15 protein-coding genes are annotated in these 18764 nt (G+C 32.1%); 5 read left to right on the top strand and 10 right to left on the bottom strand.

The window, feature by feature from the left end; genetic code table 11:
* Positions 1 to 16 precede the first annotated feature (16 nt).
* Complete coding sequence (locus FOF46_RS05565; protein ID WP_143915764.1) at positions 17 to 3247, bottom strand: T9SS type A sorting domain-containing protein; 3231 nt, start codon at positions 3245 to 3247, stop codon at positions 17 to 19.
* A 400-nt stretch (positions 3248 to 3647) separates the two neighbouring features.
* Here FOF46_RS05565 and FOF46_RS05560 point away from each other — a divergent pair, with 400 nt between their 5' ends.
* The 3 genes from FOF46_RS05560 to FOF46_RS05550 all read left to right on the top strand — a co-directional run bounded on the left by FOF46_RS05560 (position 3648) and on the right by FOF46_RS05550 (position 7877).
* Positions 3648 to 4169 carry an RNA polymerase sigma factor gene (locus FOF46_RS05560; protein ID WP_143915763.1) on the top strand — a complete coding sequence of 174 codons (522 nt, stop codon included), beginning with the start codon at positions 3648 to 3650 and terminating at the stop codon, positions 4167 to 4169.
* A 118-nt stretch (positions 4170 to 4287) separates the two neighbouring features.
* On the top strand, positions 4288 to 5193 hold the full coding sequence (locus tag FOF46_RS05555; RefSeq protein WP_143915762.1) for a FecR family protein: 906 nt from the start codon (positions 4288 to 4290) through the stop codon (positions 5191 to 5193).
* Between the two features lie 17 nt (positions 5194 to 5210).
* Complete coding sequence (locus tag FOF46_RS05550; RefSeq protein WP_109434002.1) at positions 5211 to 7877, top strand: TonB-dependent receptor; 2667 nt, start codon at positions 5211 to 5213, stop codon at positions 7875 to 7877.
* A 10-nt stretch (positions 7878 to 7887) separates the two neighbouring features.
* Here FOF46_RS05550 and FOF46_RS05545 read toward each other — a convergent pair whose 3' ends face one another.
* From FOF46_RS05545 to FOF46_RS05525, 5 genes are all read right to left on the bottom strand, one after another.
* Positions 7888 to 9522 (bottom strand): tetratricopeptide repeat protein, encoded by a 1635-nt coding sequence (locus tag FOF46_RS05545; protein ID WP_143915761.1) that lies wholly within the window; start codon positions 9520 to 9522, stop codon positions 7888 to 7890.
* Between the two features lie 272 nt (positions 9523 to 9794).
* Entirely contained in the window at positions 9795 to 10772 is a 978-nt protein-coding gene (locus FOF46_RS05540; protein ID WP_143915760.1) for a TolB family protein, read from the bottom strand.
* A gap of 6 nt (positions 10773 to 10778) precedes the next feature.
* Entirely contained in the window at positions 10779 to 11687 is a 909-nt protein-coding gene (locus tag FOF46_RS05535) for a TolB family protein (RefSeq protein WP_167571752.1), read from the bottom strand.
* A 13-nt stretch (positions 11688 to 11700) separates the two neighbouring features.
* A complete protein-coding gene (locus tag FOF46_RS05530) occupies positions 11701 to 12753 on the bottom strand; it encodes a DUF2911 domain-containing protein (RefSeq protein ID WP_143915758.1) in 1053 nt (350 codons plus the stop codon).
* A gap of 244 nt (positions 12754 to 12997) precedes the next feature.
* Complete coding sequence (locus FOF46_RS05525) at positions 12998 to 13471, bottom strand: hypothetical protein (RefSeq protein ID WP_109434017.1); 474 nt, start codon at positions 13469 to 13471, stop codon at positions 12998 to 13000.
* A 99-nt stretch (positions 13472 to 13570) separates the two neighbouring features.
* Here FOF46_RS05525 and FOF46_RS05520 point away from each other — a divergent pair, with 99 nt between their 5' ends.
* On the top strand, positions 13571 to 14677 hold the full coding sequence (locus tag FOF46_RS05520; protein WP_143915757.1) for a sensor histidine kinase: 1107 nt from the start codon (positions 13571 to 13573) through the stop codon (positions 14675 to 14677).
* Positions 14678 to 14679: 2 nt separating this feature from the next.
* The gene (locus tag FOF46_RS05515; protein ID WP_143915756.1) at positions 14680 to 15435 is read left to right on the top strand and encodes a LytR/AlgR family response regulator transcription factor; all 756 of its coding nucleotides are present in this window, start codon (positions 14680 to 14682) and stop codon (positions 15433 to 15435) included.
* A gap of 83 nt (positions 15436 to 15518) precedes the next feature.
* Here FOF46_RS05515 and FOF46_RS05510 read toward each other — a convergent pair whose 3' ends face one another.
* From FOF46_RS05510 to FOF46_RS05495, 4 genes are all read right to left on the bottom strand, one after another.
* Positions 15519 to 16340, bottom strand: a complete 822-nt coding sequence (locus FOF46_RS05510; RefSeq protein WP_143915755.1) for an MOSC domain-containing protein — start codon at positions 16338 to 16340, stop codon at positions 15519 to 15521.
* Positions 16341 to 16369: 29 nt separating this feature from the next.
* A complete protein-coding gene (locus FOF46_RS05505; RefSeq protein WP_200825072.1) occupies positions 16370 to 16780 on the bottom strand; it encodes a nuclear transport factor 2 family protein in 411 nt (136 codons plus the stop codon).
* A 164-nt stretch (positions 16781 to 16944) separates the two neighbouring features.
* Positions 16945 to 17697 carry a LytR/AlgR family response regulator transcription factor gene (locus tag FOF46_RS05500; RefSeq protein WP_143915754.1) on the bottom strand — a complete coding sequence of 251 codons (753 nt, stop codon included), beginning with the start codon at positions 17695 to 17697 and terminating at the stop codon, positions 16945 to 16947.
* Positions 17678 to 18760: a sensor histidine kinase gene (locus tag FOF46_RS05495; RefSeq protein WP_235010881.1), complete on the bottom strand. Its 1083-nt coding sequence runs from the start codon at positions 18758 to 18760 to the stop codon at positions 17678 to 17680. The genes FOF46_RS05500 and FOF46_RS05495 overlap by 20 nt, the downstream gene beginning before the upstream one ends.
* Positions 18761 to 18764 lie beyond the last annotated feature (4 nt).

Raw genomic sequence — 18764 nt, 5'->3', positions numbered from 1 at the left:
AAGGGATTATTTTTTTCTATTGTTTGCTTATTCTTATGGTTTTAGATGTACCTTTTATACTCACAAAGTATATCCCTGCAGGTAATGAGTGCATCGATAATTCTACCTTATTGGATGTGACGTTATACATTCCGGAAGATACGGTTATTCCCAATGCATTATGAATTTCAATGCTCACAGTATCACTACCGGTATTAGGTATGCTAAGGGTCACATTATCACGGGTTGGATTAGGATATGCATTAATGTTTACTAATTCGCCAATAGTTGTTGATAATTTACCCTGACAAGCAGCTTTACTGGAAAATACTTCTATTATCCCTCCATTTTTAGCATCGACCACAAAACTATTAGTATTGTATTCACCTACTACTTTATTATTAATAATAACAGTATATGGAGCAGTACCTGATTGGATATCAACAAACATTTTATTATTGATCTCATCCATTGTTGTTTTACCTTCTAACACTGGAGCCTCTTCAATCACAAACTCATAACATTTTTCGCAGTCCGTAATTCCTGAAATAGCAATACATAGTGGGTAGGTTCCCGGGACTAAATCAGGTATAACAAGAGTAGTGTTAAAAGGATAATCTTCGCCATTGAGCGTTGCTATGTAATTAAGGCTTTCTATTGCGTCGATACTTAGAATACCATTGTTTTTACCAGCACAGGTCTCACCAGACGTCTGAATCTGGAAATTAGTATCGGTTAAATTATCTATAAAACAATCTCCAGTTATGTTTACTGTAGCGGTTTGTTCAGATACATTACCATTAATATCAGTAATACTAAGTGTTACGATGTTGTCTCCAATATTTCTGACATTAAAGGTATTAGGAGAAATTACCATGGTATCGATTCCACAGTTATCAAAGGCACCATTAGTCGGCACAAAAGCCACATAATCGTTGTTTGTTGTCCAAACGCTAGCATTACGTCCAGGAACCACAACTGCTGCCGTACCATCAATATTTTCTATTCCTTGTATTTTATCATTATCCGAATCAAAAGTACTAGTGGCATGTATTTCGATACGATTAGTACCTTCAAATAACTTTATTTGGGTGGTCGTTGCATCTGGTGTGGTATCATAATAATGTACAGCATCAAAATCTATAATAACTATTCGATTAGGAGCTGTTCCTATGGTAGTGTATCTTATGGTTCCACCTTCTAGTGGATTAAGATCAGTCATGTCGAAAGCAATGAGATTACTTGGTGTAGAAGCATCTGGAAGAGGATCCCAACCACAACATCCATCTTCTCCTTCATCAGAAAAAGTGATAAACCCATTTGATGAGACATAAAACTCTGTGTATAAATTTCCATAAAAACCAAACTCAAATCCTAGAGGTAATGCTTCAGATACTTCGTCATCACTCAGCGTTACTTCGGTTCCTGAAGTACTAATATCTACACGATCAAATGTGCCCGAAGTTTCTACGGTATAGTCGCGAGCTATTGGGTCTGCACCTATAATGTCTTGTGGAGTAACGGTAACCGTATCTTCAAAATTTCCTAGTGCAAGTGTCGTGTCTTTAGTATTAAACAATGGGGCTCTGGTGTCAACCACACTAACATCATAACTACATTGCACCGTATTACCGTCATTATCCAAAGTATCATAAGTAAAGGTTGTTGTGCTTCCAATAGCTAACAACGTTCCACTTGCAGGTCCAGAGGTAATATTACTGGCACAAGGATAATTATATACAGCTCCACAGGCAGTAGGATCACTTTCTAAAGTGAAATCTGAAGGACAGGATGGAATAGTAACAGTAACTGTGGTTGAGCAACTTACTAAATTTCCACCATTATCTCTTACCCTTACCGTTACTACATTATCCCCGATATCTGCACAGGTAAAAGAACTTTTACTTAAACTGATACCTCTGACTGTACAATTATCTGTAGCACTCAACACTAAATCGTTTTCTCTAATGGTAGCACTACCAGTTGCATCTAATTCTAAAGTAATTGGAGCTACGCATTGTACTATAGGGTCTATTTGATCTTGAACAGCTACACTTACCTGACTGGTACTTACGTTTCCATTAACATCTGTAGCTGTTAGTGTTACCGTTACTGTACGAGACGCATTAGTACAATCAAAATCTGTTTGGTCTAGTGTAATACTTTGTAATCCACAATCATCGGTTGCACTAGCATTAAGGTCTGCCAATGTAATGGAACCATTACCTGTAGCATCCAAATTAACACGTGCAAAATTATCTGTGGTAATTACTGGTGCAGACTCAACGATTACAACAGTAACATCAATAGATGTGTTATTGTTTTGATCATCGGTGGCAGTGAATTGGATGATATTACTACCAACATTTGTGCAATCAAAGTCAGTTTGACTTAAACTAAGACCAGGAGTAGTACAATTGTCTATAGCGGTTAATCCAAAATCTCCTGGTGCGACGGTTGCATTACCTGTTGCATCTAAATTCACTGTAAGCGTTGTCAGACCCACTGGCGAAAGGTCACCACGCACCCATACACGGTGTATAGTACTTTGTGTATTATTAGCAAAATCATCTACTTCCCAACGAGAACCTCCTCCACGAATTCCCCAATGATAATTCCCTGCAGTCCAAAACGGGAAATTGGTTAGTGCGAGATCTCCTTGATCTACCCATTCATTATAAGCTTGAGCCGGAATATTAGCAGAATGGTTTGATAATACCGTGTGATTTGATACTTCATTAATTCGATCAAAAGAACCTGTTCCTGTTTTTACACAATTTAATACTCCTTGAAAGCTTGTCTTAAAGTTGATTACACGATTATGTCCCGTGGTTACTCCATAAAGTCGCATTTCTTCAAAATCAATAGCAGCTGCCAAAGCATTACCTATATGTCCCCAATTAGTGGTTCCAGCTTCATTATCGCCTAGGGTAGAAGATCCTAATAAAGGTAAATCGTTGTTTCGTACTGTTAGGTTAGAATTATCACCAGCTATATGTACATAATTCAAAATCATTAACCAGCCACCACCATCGGTATCATTATCTAATACTCCTTGGAAAGTGCTGCCGTTAAAATTAAAGTAGTAAGTCCCGCTAGGAACACTTCCTACAGTAGCTTGTAATAAATTTCGAAAAGGGTGAGCAAGGGTTCCATCTCCTGCACTGTCAATTACAGGTGGAGTGGTATCCTGTCCAGGCCCACATTGTGCTTGTAGGTTATAAGCAAAACAGAAAGATGCTAATAACAATAGTAGTAGTTTTTTCATAAATAAGGGGTTTAAAAATTTAATTTGTTTTGATCGTCTTTTATGTAATACAGCCAAGTTTGGAGATACCCTATTTTTATTTTTTATAAATAGAGATAAAATGATATTGTAATCTATAATCTTCTAAAAAAGATGATATTTAAAATACTCAGGAAAGAGGTCGATGAAATAGGTAAACATAATCATAGGTTAAAAGATTTGAAGTTTGGGAGACGCAAAAAATATGTCGGGCTTTATACTTTTAAAGAAAAAAACACCCCTACAAACACCCCTACAAAAAAACACAAAACCCTGTAAAACAGTTATTTATTCATTCTTAAGAAACTGTTTGTATTAGGAATTGTCTAGGTTTTCCGCTTTTTTTTAATAGTTTTGAATATCCTATTAACTTTAAAACCCCATGCCCGAAAAAAAGCAATCTGTTTGTGAGGAAAAGAATTTTGACTCCCTGTTCAATACTCATTTTGAATCGGCGAGAAACTACCTATATTATAAATGTGGTGACTTGCAACAGGCAGAAGATATCGTGCAGGATGCTTTTGTAAAATTGTGGAAACAATGTGCTGATATCATATTTGAAACTGCAAAATCCTTAATTTTTACCATATGTAATAATGCACTCTTAAATGAATTCGCACATAAAAAAGTGGTATTACGTTATGAGGCTATACCAAGAGATGATAAAAACAACGAAAGTCCGGATTTTATAATGGAGACAGAAGAGTTTAAAGATAAATTAGAACGTTGCATTGCTAAATTATCCTCCAAAGAAAGAGAAGTCTTTTTATTAAGCCGAATTGATAAAAAAACCTATAAAGAAATTGCTGAAATCACCGACATCTCTGTAAAAGCCGTAGAAAGAAGGATGAGTAATGCCTTTATAACTATTAGAAAATTACTCGGTAACGACTTAAATATTTAAAAAAAATAGGGTAATCTTATAGTTACCTGTATTATAATTATATAGAGAAGTTCAATTCGATCAACTCTTAATAAAGATAATCTTATAATCACCGAAAGTTTTAGGCTTTCTTACTATTATGGAAAAATACGAATCAGATGAAACATTTATAGCGCGTTGGGTAGCTGGTGAGTTGAGCGAAGAAGAATTATCTGAGTTCAAAAAATCAGAAGCATACCAGGGATTTCATCGTATTAATGAAATATCTCAAAACTTTAAGGCTCCGCCTGTTGACCATAGACAGTCGCTAATAAAAACAAAAGAAAAAATTACTTTTGGGAAGAAAACCAAACCAACATATACTACCTGGTATGCCGTTGCGGCTTCTATTGTGATTATTCTGGGAGTATTTGGATTATTTAAATCTACCAAAAGCTATACAACTTCCTACGGAGAACAACTAGCTGTTACTTTACCTGATGGTTCTACTATACAACTCAATGCAGATTCTGAAGTAACGCACAAACGTTTTTTTTGGTTAAATAATCGCAATGTCAGCCTAAAAGGAGAGGCCTATTTTGAAGTAGAAAAAGGAGAAGGTTTTGCAGTAGAAACTACTTATGGAACTATATCTGTTCTAGGAACCAAATTTAATATTAGAGCACGATCTAAATCCTTTGAATTAAATTGTTATGAAGGTGTGGTTCGCTTTGATAAGCTAGTTACAGAAGAACATCGTATTCTGAAAAAAGATGATCGAATTATTATTTCAGATGATAAGCTCGTAGATCAAAAAACCAAGGAAAACATACCCAACTGGATGAATGGTATCAGTATATTCAAAGGAGCTCCTTTACATGAAGTTCTGGATGAAATACGCATTCAATACAATATTACTTTTCAGGTTAATAATGCTGATCTATCTAGGTTATTTACGGGAAGTTTTTTACATAACGATTTAGAAAAAGCATTAAAATCTACACTCGCTCCAATGGGCATTTTGTATACACTTTCTGAAGATAAAACTGTTGTATCTTTACAATAATTGCACAATTAATTTTGATGAACCAACGACTATTATTTGTATTCACATTCCTTGTTTCTATGGTGTGCTATACTCAGGAAAAATTGACTATCTCTTATACCAACAGTTCTCTGAAAGAGGTATTGACTGATGTAGAATCAAAAACAACTATACTTTTTTCTTATGCCCAAGAAGTAATAGCTTCTAAGTCTATCACCTTACCTCAACAAGAAATTACTATTGACAATTTACTTCCTCTTTTGGAAACGCAGACAGGACTTATTTTTGAAAAAGTATCTTCTCAACAGGTAATTATTACCCAAAAAAGAATCATCTGTGGTTATATTATTGATGCCACTACAAAAAAGCCAATTCCGTTTGCTACAGTTACCATTGATAATGATCAATCCATTGTTAGTGATGATAATGGATATTTTAATTTTAAAGATATTAGTTCGACTACAGGAAATATACGTATCAGTTTTATTGGATATGATGAAAAAAACATTACTCTCTCTATTGGAGAACCTTGTACATCAATTGAATTAAATCTTTTATCCTCGGTACTTGATGAAGTCGTTGTATTAGGATATGTTACCTCTGGGATTGACAGAAACAAAGATGGATCGATAGCCCTTGATTCTGAAAAATTAGGAATTTTACCGGGATTGGTAAGCCCCGATATAGCACAAAGTATTCAATTAATCCCTGGTATTTCAACCTTAGATGAATCTGCAACGGGTATACAGATTCGTGGAGGATCACCCGATCAAAATTTGATATTGTACGATGATATCAAATTGTATAATACAGGTTATTTCTATGGAATGTTTTCTTTATTTAACCCTTTTGCTACAAAAAAAGCAACCATTTTCAGGTCTGGCACAAGTGCTAGTTATGGTGATCGTATTTCTGGAATTATCGATATTTCCAGCGGGGAACTAATTCCTGAAAAAACAGAAGGCGGATTTGAAATTGATGGTTTGTCGGTAAATGGATTTGTAAAAGTTCCTTTATCCCAAAAAACTGCTGTATATGCCTTTGCAAGAAGGTCATATTCTGATATTGTAGAAACTCCTACATATCAAAGTTATGAAGATAAAATATTTACAAACTTTGGAATAGCCAGAGATAGTAACGGTAATGTATTAGAACTTGAAACAGATGATGATTTTAACCCTGAAACAAGTAATAATGATTTTTCTTTTGCCGATGTTAATGCAAAACTTATTCTAAAACCTAATGTCAAAAATAGCATCTCTGTTAGTGGGTTGTACACAAGAAACCGTTTGGACTTTGACTTTACAGGAGGAGAAGAACTTGTTGTAGATTCATTAATTACACAAAACAAAGGGTTAAGTGTAAACTGGAAACATAAAACCAATGAAAAACAACAAGAAAAACTTACTGCATATTTTTCTGAATACAATTCTTTTTATCAAAACGATGAAATAAAAGATGAAACTGGTGATGGTATTTTGGACCTGGCAGAGGTTAATATTCGTAAAAATGACATTACAGATCTAGGTATGAAATTTACTTCTACTTCTAGCATTAAAGAAACACAAAAACTCACGCTAGGATATGAACTTTCATATACCGATTTAAATGTGATTATCAGTAAAGAAAACCCTATTGATGCCGAAATAGAAAGCTCAGAACAAGATGATGATAATCTTAAAAATGCTGTATTTGGGGAATATACCTTCAATTTTAAAAATAATGGATTTATAAATACCGGTATTCGACTCGTACATTATAGTTCTTTAGACGATTTTTTAATCGAGCCTCGTATCAACCTTGAATATCCTTTAAACAATCGTTTTAGAATTAAAACAGCTATTGAAAGAAGAAATCAGCCCGTTTCTCAATTGGTAGAATTTAATCACACAGAATTGCGTTTAGAAAATGAATTATGGCGTTTATCAGATGATGAACAATTTCCTTTGTTAAGTAGTAATCAAATTTCTGGAGGTATATTATATCATTATAAAAATTTAAATATTGATGTTGATGCATATTATAAAGAATTAGATGGATTAACGACGTTTACTAACGGATTTAGTAACCCCTTAGAAAATTTAGAAGAAGGAAAAAGCACAATACAAGGTTTAGATCTTTTGGTAAAATATAGATGGGATAATTATAAAATATGGGCAGGGTACACTTATAATAATATTACATTTCAATTCCCTAATTTACAGGATACCCCTTTTAAGTTCCCCGGAAATAATGACATAACTCATTCCTTTAGAATTTCTAATACATTGCAACTCAAAAAATGGCAATTCTCACTAGGATGGCAATTTAGAACCGGAAAACCTATTACTCCTGTAAATAGTTACGAAATTAAAATTGATGCTGATGGCGAAAATGCCGGTGTAGTTAATTTTGGTTCTGTAAATAGTGCCAAATTACCAGATTTTCATAGGTTAGATGCCTCTATATTATATGATCTAAATATTAAATCAGGTAATAAAACATTAAAAGGACAATTAGGGTTATCATTCTTGAATATTTATAACAGGGTAAAACCTTTAAATTTGATATATAAAGCAGAACGAAAGCCTTTAGACGATGGTGGAATTCCTGTAGAAGGTACCACCGGATCTACTCCCGAAGAACTAGAATTAATCTTAGAACAAGTAATTCAACGATTTTCTCTAGGTTTTACACCAAATGCTGTGTTTAGACTATCTTTTTAAATATTCAAAATTATGAAGCTTTAAGATACTCGAGGATAGGTGCTCCTTTGGGTGCATTAATCTTTTTACGCAAACGATAACGACTCATCATTACGCTATCTTCAGAAATTGCAAGCATATTGGCTATCTGGTTTGTATCTAGTCCTAGTTTTTCCATAGCCACCAAGCGTTCTTCGGATTTAGTAAGTTCATAACCCTTATCTTTTATAGTGCTAAAAAAATTGGGATATACCGTGATAAATTTTTTTCTAAAGATATACCAATCCTCTTTAGTAAGTATCCTGGTAGTAGTTAATTCCTGAAGGTTTTTAATAGATTGTTTTTCTCCAAATTCTGATTTTAGTTCTTCTAACTCATTACGCAAGGCTTCTTGAGCATTACTTTTTTCGATGAGTTGTTTTGTAAAATCTGCCAATTCTTGCTTATTCTTTTCTAATTCTATAGAAATTATAACTGCTCTATTCTTATAAATCCTCCTAATCAGATATCCTATTATTATTGCCGCGAATAAGGTGATCATTAACAGTATGAAGTACATCTGTTTTTTAGAGCTTTCAGCTTCAGTAATTAATTCGAATTCTCTTTTTTCTTTAGAAAACTGCAAGCTATCGGCTAATTTTTCCTGATTAAATTTATGAGTTAACTCTAAGGCTTGTATTTTTTTGACATTTTCAATATTAAATACAGAATCAGAGTACTTCTTATACATTCGATAATCTTCTAAAGCTTTTTCATAATCCTTTAACTTTTTCTTGAGAAAACTCCTTCTTAAATATGATTTTGAAATCCTGGATTTGGCGTCTTGCTCCTTGGCTATTATTAATGCTTCATTGACATAGGTCAATGCTGTTTCATACTCTTTAAGTTGCATATAACTTCCTGCAATATTATAATTCGCCCTTTGTTGAGAAAGTTTCTGATTGGTTTTAATATCATATGCCAAATTCTCAAGGTAGATACGTATTGCTTTTTCATAATCTTTTTTAGTATGATACCATGCTGCCAGATTAGAGTTTACTCTATATATATTTTCTTTATCTTTTAATATATTAAAACTTTTCTTCGCTACCTGGTAACAGTAAAATGCAGAATCCATTTGTTTAGCTTGTCGATACGCTACTCCTAGCATATTATAACCAATAGCGACACCTAAGTCTTCTTGGAGCAAGTCTTTTATTATAATGGTTCTTTTAAAATAATCTATTGCTTTTTTATAATCTTTTTGATCCCTATATACCATAGCCATATTATGATATATATCTGCAATATTAGAAGAGTCGTTTAGCTTTTCATAAAATGTTTTGGATTTTAGATAGGAGTCAACAGCTTCTGGATAATTACCTTTTCGTTTATGCACTATCCCTAAAGCTTCATATACAGTTGCATAATGTTGTAATTGTTTATGTTCGGGATTCTTTTTTATAAGTTCTAAAGCTTCTAACAAGTAACGTTCTGCTTTACTAAAATCTCTGCTAATTTGATAATTCCCTAACAATAATAGAGCATCGATTTTCTCGACATCTTTATCTGCATACTCAACTTCTTGCTGTAGACGAAGCAGTAACGTATCCTTTTCTTGAGAGTACATGGTGATTGTAATCCATAGAAAAATTATACTACAGCAATATGAGGGGTATTTTTTCATTTTGACAGTACACTATTTTGTGGGTATTCTTAGTACTAAGATAAGGCTAATTAAAGAAGTTATAAGCATTATCCTTGCAACAATCTTCAACAGTTACAATACTATGTTTTATTCCTAGTTCTAGATCCAAAAAAGTACTCATACCACAGAATTCTTTGATACTTTCTAAAAAAAACTTCTAGCTTATACTGTATTAAAATCAAAAACCCAATTGCGTTTTAATAAAAAGTAAAGTAAACTCTTAATAGACTTTTAATCGTTTTTTACACATACTATTTATCCAATTGGATTGCTCCCCAAACAGGTGTATACTCGGATTCTGGTGTTTCTGTTATTTGTTTTAAATTCGATCCGTTTTTTGCAATGGTGAATACATCAAAATTATCATTTGTAATATTAGAAAAAACCAGTTCTTGTCCATCGGGTGACCAAGATGTTTTTACTATCCAATATAGATTAGAATCTTTATAATAATTATAGGTATTGTTTTTATTTTGAAGGTTAGCTGTTATGTTCTTTTGATTTGCGCCTGTGCTATCCATTACATAAAGATCCAGATAGCCATTCCTATCTGAGAAAAATGCAATTTTTTTTCCGTCAGGAGATACAGCAGGAGCAAAATCATTACCAGAAAGATTATTAGTCAGGTTTGTTATCTGATTATCTTTTATAGTAACTTGGTAAATATCGTTTACCCTATTCTTTTCACTATAAAATACTATTGATTCCCCATCAGATGACCAACTGGGTATTCTGTTTTCATTCCCCATTGTTCCAGTAAGCATTTTTTCATTATTTCCATGTTTATCAGCTATAAAAATATGAGTACTTCTTTGAACATTTTTTTCATATGCAATCATTTCTCCATTTGGAGAATACACACCATTAGTGTAATAATTAGAATTAGGTGAAATTCTTTTTGTCGTATTATTTTCTATATTATGAGTTGCTAGTTTCCAACCTCCATAACGATATGTATTGAAAAGGATGGTTTTACCATTTGGAGATATCTCGGCATTATACTCTCCCATTCCAGACTTAAAAGGGATTAACACTTTTTTATCTGAACCATCAGGATTCATCATATATATTGACCAACCGCTATAGCTTTTGTCTTTTTTAGAAAAAAGGATTTTTGATGATACGGATATTTTGTCTACACAAAAAATCTTATCTTCCGACGTATGATTCTCAAATTGTGAATTATAAAATGATAGTATACATAAGCATCCTAAAACAAGCTGTTTCATAGTATTTTAATTCATCCAATATGGTGTCATATCGGTATCATTATTATGAGTTATCTGTTCTAAACCTGATCCATCGCTATTAATAATAAAAAGTTCTAAATTACCTTCTAACATGATATTAAAAACAATCTGTTTACCATCTGCCGACCAACTTGTTTTATAAGCCCAACACTCTTTTGTTTTAAAATCATCTGTTTTTAATTTCGGAGTCAAATTCATCATATTCTTACCTTGTAAGTCCATCACATATAAATGAATTTGTCCTTTCCTATTTGATAAAAATGCAATTCTATCTTCTTTTCTAGAAGTTGAAGAAGCAAAATGATGCGAAGTGTCATCAGTTAACCTTTTAAGATGCATGCCATCACTACCTTTACTGTAAATATTGTAATATTGATCTCTTCTGGAGGCAAACACAATTTGTTTGCTGTCTTTGCTCCAATCAGGAGTACGATGACTCCCCAAAGCCTTTGTTAATTGCTTTACATTTTTACCGTTGATATCGGCTATAAACAAGTCTGCATTACGAGTATTCCAATTGTATTCGTGGTAAACAATGTGTAACCCATCAGGAGAAAACATTGCATTGTATTCGTAGTTAGAACGATTCGTTAATTTTTTTACATTATGAATTTTTCCATTTTTAAAATCCGCAATTCCTAGTTTCCAACCGCTAAAGCGATAGGTATTAAAAATTATTTTGGAACCATCTAATGAAGTTACAGCATTATATTCTCCTCTCCTTGGTACCGTTCCTTTTAATAATAATTTTGTACTCTTTGTTTCTGTATCATATATCATTATCCCTGGTGTTTCTTCAGTATTAAGTCCTCCTAGGCTTCTAGAGAATATTATTTTTGATTGGGCATTACCATATAACGTTAAACTGAATAGAAGTATGAATAGCAATCTCATTTTCATAACAATTTTATTCTTTTTCAATTTTAGCAATAACTCCATCTAAATATGCATATTGATTTTGAGGTGCTTTTTGTTTCGCTTGCTTATAAAACTTCAAAGCCATTTTTTTATTTCCACTTTTTAAATACGCTTCTCCTAAACTATCGGTAAATCCCCAAATAAAAGGGTGACTCTGATTTTGTTTGATATTGAAGGAGAAAACTTCAATTGCTTTTTTAGTTTTGCCCATGTTTAACAACTGGTAGCCGTAATTATTCAATTGATTTGGAGTCCCCATTGGAATGGCCTCTTCCATTATTTTTTCTGCAAGATCTGGTTTTCCTTTTTTCATTAGTAAACCGGCTTTAACCTGTAAGTTACTAAATCCTTTACTTGCATTTATAGACTTGTCAATCCAAGCCATTGCTTCTTCGGGATTGACATCATTTTGCAAGCAATAATTTGCGGCCTGCATATGACCACGCCAACCAAAACCCGCCAATCCTTTTAATTCTTGTCGAATATTATTCAATACTACGGTAGTAACATCAAATTCTATTTTAAAAGGTATTTTAGTTTTTTCCCATTGCAAAGAAGCTGTTAGACTTTTATTTCCACGCTCTGTAAAATCATAGCTTAACCATTCTTGAAAAGGAATTGTTTCTGGTTTTACAGTTACTTGTAATGCAATCTCTTTTTCTAAAGGGATATTCGTACCCCAGGATTTTGAAAATTTTGAAAATAAAACTTTAACCTCATCTCTATCAGGAATCATATATAACCCATAAGTACCTGCTGCTATAGGCTTGCCTTCTATCATAGCATCGTGTGTAAAATGTATCGTTGTATTTTCGTTTGCTCCTGCACGCCAACCTGTGCCATAGGGTACTATGTTTCCAAAGATTTGCCTCCCTCTTACACTAGGACTATGATAAGTAATCGTTACATCAGAAAGCCCCAAACGTTGAGTTATTGTTGATTGTTGACTCACACGAGGTAAGCTAATATTTTGTGAATATGTGATTGAAGTTATTACTGTAAAAAACAATACTAATACTATTTTTGATGCTACACTTTTCATGATTGTATGGTTTTATATATGTCACAAATGTATTGGACAGAATATGTTCATACCATAAAATTGTGATCAACGGTTAGTTTTGTGATCAACCGTTAAAAAAGAAGAAATAAAGATTATATTGTATAGCTTCTGATAGATTAATTTAAGTAAACTAACCATCCATCACAAAACCAACAGAACGTCACATTTACATTTCCTGAAGATTGTACTTCAATTAATTTTGTGGATTAATAATAGAATTATGTTAATTAGTAGTAAACCCTGCAGAAATGATCTCTCTTTTAATATCATATTCTTTATTATCATAACATAATATAGAATTACCAATAGAGATTTTTTCGTTAGGATTTATGGTATACGCTCTAACCATAGTTGCGTTGGGGTTTCCAGGAAAATTAAAACTAGCTTCTATGGCTAATGTTATAATTTTATCGGCAGTATTCGATAAAAATAAAACATTACCACAATCACTGGGATGTTCGCTTATAGATAGATTAGAAATTGCTTCTTGACCATATAGATCACCATGTGCATCAAATCCTCCACTTTTATTGGAAAAAAGTTGATGATAAATTTCAAGATAAGATAACTCACTAATGTCTTTCTGTTCTTTTTCAGTAGAATTTACATTAATTTTATCTGAATTTTGTTTATCACTTTTACAATTTGTAAAAATTGTGAAAGGTAAAAGACAGAGTATAATAATGTAAAATTTCATTTGGAAATATTTAAAATTGAACTCATAACAAATATATAGATAATTTTAAAGGATACTAATTAATGCCTTTCGATAGGGCAAAATTGCTAATGTCAATTTATGCATTTAACTAAAAAGTTATATTATAAAAATTTACCTATATCTATAAAAAAAATAGTTTGGGGAGCATTGGCGACAAGTATATTTTTTGTTTTAAAAGCATATACCAACCATTTAATCAATGCATACAATTATGAGTTTAGCTGGGTACTAATTTCGTTAAAAACAGGGATTACATATTTTATCTGGGTGGTTTTAACACCTTTAGTTTATCAACTAACTAATACTCTTCAAAATACTAAAGCAAATATTAGTATTAAAATCTTTAAATTTTTATTAGGAGCAATGCTTCTTGCTTTTTTTCATCAATTGCTTATTTCGAGGTTGAATGATGGTATATACTATCTTAATAGTGGTTATTTCAAATCTTTTTTTGGACATAATAACCTTGTTGTACTTGTGATTGGTAGTTTTTCAAGTTTTATAGAACTTCTTGTGATTTCGGCCGTTTTTTTGGCTTCGGACTATCAAAAAAAATACATATTAAATCAAAAAGCACTTATAGCTGCCCAACTTAATGCTTTACGAATGCAGTTACAACCTCATTTTTTATTCAACACCTTACATTCTATTGCCGCAATGATCGATATTGACACCAAAAATGCTCAGAAAATGTTAAGCAAATTAGGGCTTTTATTACGCAATATGTTAGAGTATGATGCAGAACAAATGGTAACCGTAAAAGAAGAACTCAACTTTATTAAAGATTATCTGGATCTTGAACAGGTGCGCTATCAAGACAGGATAACTATAAAATATAATATTTCTGAAGAGACTTTATCACTAAAAGTACCTAGTATGATTTTCCAGCCTTTGGTAGAAAATGCAATCAAATATGGGGTCATTCCAACTGTAGATGAGGGGGAAATTAATATCAATATACATTTAGAATACTGTGATATACTGCAAGAACGAGGGTTAATATTAGAAATAACCAATACCGTACATATACAAAATGGTTATAAAAAACCCGAAGGAACTGGCTTAGGCCTTAAAAATGTTAATAAAAGACTGCAACAGTTTTATGACAATACATATACTTTCAATGCTCATTTTGAAACTCCTGATGTATACATAGCAAAAATAATAGTCCCCATAATCAAATAATTATGAAACTTAGATGTATTATAATTGATGACGAATACTTGGCTAGACAACGTCTACTAAAACTTCTTGAAAATTTTGAAGATCTTCTGGTGGTTGCGACATGCAAAAATGGAAAAGACGCTTTAGAAAAAATTACATTGAAGGAACCTGACTTGATCTTTTTAGATATCCAGATGCCTGATATGAATGGGTTTACTGTTTTATCAAAATTACATTTAAAACCTCATGTTATATTTACCACTGCTTATGATACTTTTGCATTAAAAGCATTTGAAATTAATGCAGTTGACTATCTCTTAAAACCATTTGATGAAGATCGCTTAAGTATCGCAATAGAGCGTATTATCCAGCTAAAAAAAAGAAAAGAGTCCTCTCTTTTAGAAGATCAAATCAAGAAACTTCTCTCCACATACCAATCTACTCAAACAAATTACTTACATAAAATTACCCTTAAAACCAGAGGTAAAGATGTAACTATTTTTATTGATGATGTTATCTGCTTTAAAAGTGATGGAAATTATGTTAAGGTAATCACCGAAGCCAAAACTCATCTTCATAGAATTACAATGAACACTTTATATAAAAACCTGGATACTAATCAATTTTTGAGAATTCACAGATCCATAGTATTAAATAAAATCTATATAAAACAATGCACATATGTCAATAACAATGAGTTTAGATTTGTACTAAAAAATGGAGAAGAATATATTTCATCTCGCAAATACAGTACTTCTATTACAGCATATTTGTCTTAACTAATTGCTTTTTACGTTACGGTATTTATTTATACTCTAAATGAAGTGTTTTTTTATTTAATTCTCACCTTTTTATCTTCATATCAATGAGTTTGTGAATCATTGTATCTAAGGTTTACAGGTTCTAATATTTCTATGGTATCTCCTAATATAATCTTCTTTCCTTTTTCTGTATCTGGTAAATATGTATTCACAGTTAAATGATACATACTTCCGTAATGTGCCAAATCACTATTTTCTGGTAAACTTTTGGCTCTGCTTTTCATCATTTTTCTAGCAAACGATCGATCTGATTCTCCTGTAAAAGGGTCTTGTGGAGGGACATTGCATCTCGCTCTTGGGCTTACTCCTATCATTTCGACATCACCTATTTTAAAACGCATTCCAATTCCTGGAGTTTTAAATAGTTTTTCTTCCCAAAATTCGGCAACACCTTCGATTTCTATATTTGCTCTAAAACGTAGTCGAATATTTTCAAGTGAATAGCTATTTAGGTCTTTGTGTATAGAAACTAAAGACTTTTTACTCACTATAGTTACACTACTTGCTGAAGGAATATCCATTAGTTCTCCTTCAGTTCGATGTATTAGAATTACTTTTAGATCAAAAAAATTGGATAGATAAGCATCCAGATCTGTATTACCTTCTCTAAGTTCAAATTCACTTATATCACCGCCTTCTCGATGGGATAATTGTACAATTCCTTTTTGCAGATCGTATGTAGCTTTTAATTCATTGACCCTACCTGTGCGTTTACCATTGACATAGCGACCATCTTCAGCAACCATTGCATAGGCTCTATCATACTTAAGAGATCGTATTCCTATTTCTGCTTCAGAAACTTCAATAGGGTCAAGAGATTTTATTGGATAAATACGAATTTTGGATACATAAGGATTTTTCATAATTTATAGTATACATTTAATGCTCATAACTACAATTTTCTATCCTCTTCAGAAATAGGGAGGTCGTTAATACTAGCATAACGTTTTTCCATCAGTCCGTTTTCATCAAACTGCCAGTTTTCATTTCCGTATGCTCTAAACCATTGACCTTCGTTATTGCGATATTCATATTCAAACCGAACAGCGATTCTATTTTCTCTAAATCCCCAAAGTTCTTTTTTAAGTTTATACTCTAACTCATGATCCCATTTATTTGCTAAAAACGCTTGTACCTCATCTCTACCATTAATAAAATCAATACGGTTTCGCCATTCTGTATCTTTACTGTAGGCCATAGATACTTTTACAGGATCTTTACTATTCCAGGCATCTTCTGCCATTTGGACTTTCTGTTTTGCAGTTTCCTCATTAAATGGAGGAAGTGGATGTTTTTGTTCCATTATTATTTTATTTTTTAACCTTTAGCTAATATTCTTTCTTGTTGAAAACATCTTAGTCGTATCAACATTACAAAGCTTAGAAGTATAAATACCTTTTCTTTAAAAAATAAATATGAAGACTCAATTTTTAAAAGTGAAGAATTGCTTTAATATGAAAATAATGGTTACTTATTCATCCATTCTTTAAAATCACTTGTCTTTTGTCTGCTAACAATAAACCCTTGATCTCTTGGATTCAAAACAGAAAGCTTAACTCGGTGATTAAAATATGGTTCTATTTTCTGAATTGAATTTTTAGAAATAATTTGTCCGCGATTAATTCTATAGAATTGATCATGATCCAAAGAGTTAAATAATTGATCCATGGTCTCATCAATAATATATCTTTTACCAGAAGTTACTCCAAAAGTGATGCTTTCTTGAGAATAAACATATAAAAGATCTGAAATTCTAATTTGTACAAATCCGTTTCCATCTTTAACAAGAATCCCTTCTCGTATATTGGTTGATTGTATACTCCCCAAGAGTTGTTTTAATATAGCAGGCTCTAATGCATTTGGTTTATTTGATTTATTGAATTTATTTAACGCAATACCTAATTCATTTTGTTGAATAGGTTTTAGTAAATAGTCTATGCTATTTACTTTAAAAGCCTGAATCGCATATTGGTCAAAAGCTGTTGTAAAAATAATTGGTGCTTCTACGTCAATTTTCTGAAAGATTTCAAAACTCAATCCATCAGCCAATTGAATGTCCATGAATACTAAATCCGGGGTAACATGTTTTTGAAACCATAATACTGCGTCTTCAACCGTATCAATTATATCTAACAGTTGATAATCGAAATTACATACTTTTAGCATGTTCTGTAATTGATTTGCTGCTCTTGGTTCATCTTCAACGATCAGTATATGCATAGTTATTTTTTTGATTAGACAATTTTAATAACGGAAGGGATACTATAAATCGATTTCCTTCATTTTTGATTTCAAGTGTTTTACTAGAAATTAATGCGTATCGTTTTTTAATATTCTTTAACCCAACTTTGGTTGATGGTAGTTGAGTAGATTTTGGTTGCATCTTATTATCAACTATTAAGTGGTTATCCTTTACTCCTACATTGATTACTAATGGTTTTGCTTTAGAAATTACATTGTGTTTAATTGCGTTTTCTAATAAAAGTTGCAAACTCATTGGCACAATCATCTCATCTAATGAAACTTCAGAAATATTCCAATTCAGTTTTAAATTGTCTCCAAACCTTTCTAATTGTATATGGATATAAGCTTGAGCAAATTTTAATTCCTCTCGTAGCGAGGTAAGGTTAATCCTTCCAGATTCTAATATAAAACGATATACATCTGATAATTTATCTACAAATTCTTTTGCCTCCTTCTTAGAATTTTGATCAATAATATCTCGAAGTGTATTGAGTGTATTGAATAAAAAATGAGGTTGTGCTTGATTTCTTAGTGTGTCTAATTGCACTTGTACAATTATTTGTTTTGCCTCTTCCTCTTCTCGAATAGACTTTTTAAGTCTTAAATTATAATAAATGGCTTCATATATTGCCATAGTCATTGTACTAATTATAATAATAGGTAATAATACTTTAGAGGCGCTAATAGGATTATAATTTTTATCAAAAATAAATGACAACAGTCTATTTCCTAATACATCCACCAATATTACGGTACTAACAATGGCAATAAACAATAGTATAAGTCGCTTTAAGTCATCTTTTAAATCAGGGTATTTCTTTCGTAAAAGAATGATTATCGCACGTATAATAAACCAATCACAAATGGTCATGAATAGTGATGTACTCCAATTCATAACAGCTTCTGCAAAAGGAAAATGAACAAATGAATTATTAAAGAGAAAGTCTGTAATAAAACTTAGGACTAAAATACCAATCACAACAAACCAAAAGTCATTAAAACCTAAATATTTTATACGTTTCTCCCTGTTGATTAGCATTATA

Origin of the sequence: Aquimarina algiphila (assembly GCF_007489275.1) — a bacterium.
Taxonomy (GTDB): domain Bacteria; phylum Bacteroidota; class Bacteroidia; order Flavobacteriales; family Flavobacteriaceae; genus Aquimarina; species Aquimarina algiphila.
This window is presented reverse-complemented; position numbering and strand designations above follow the sequence as displayed.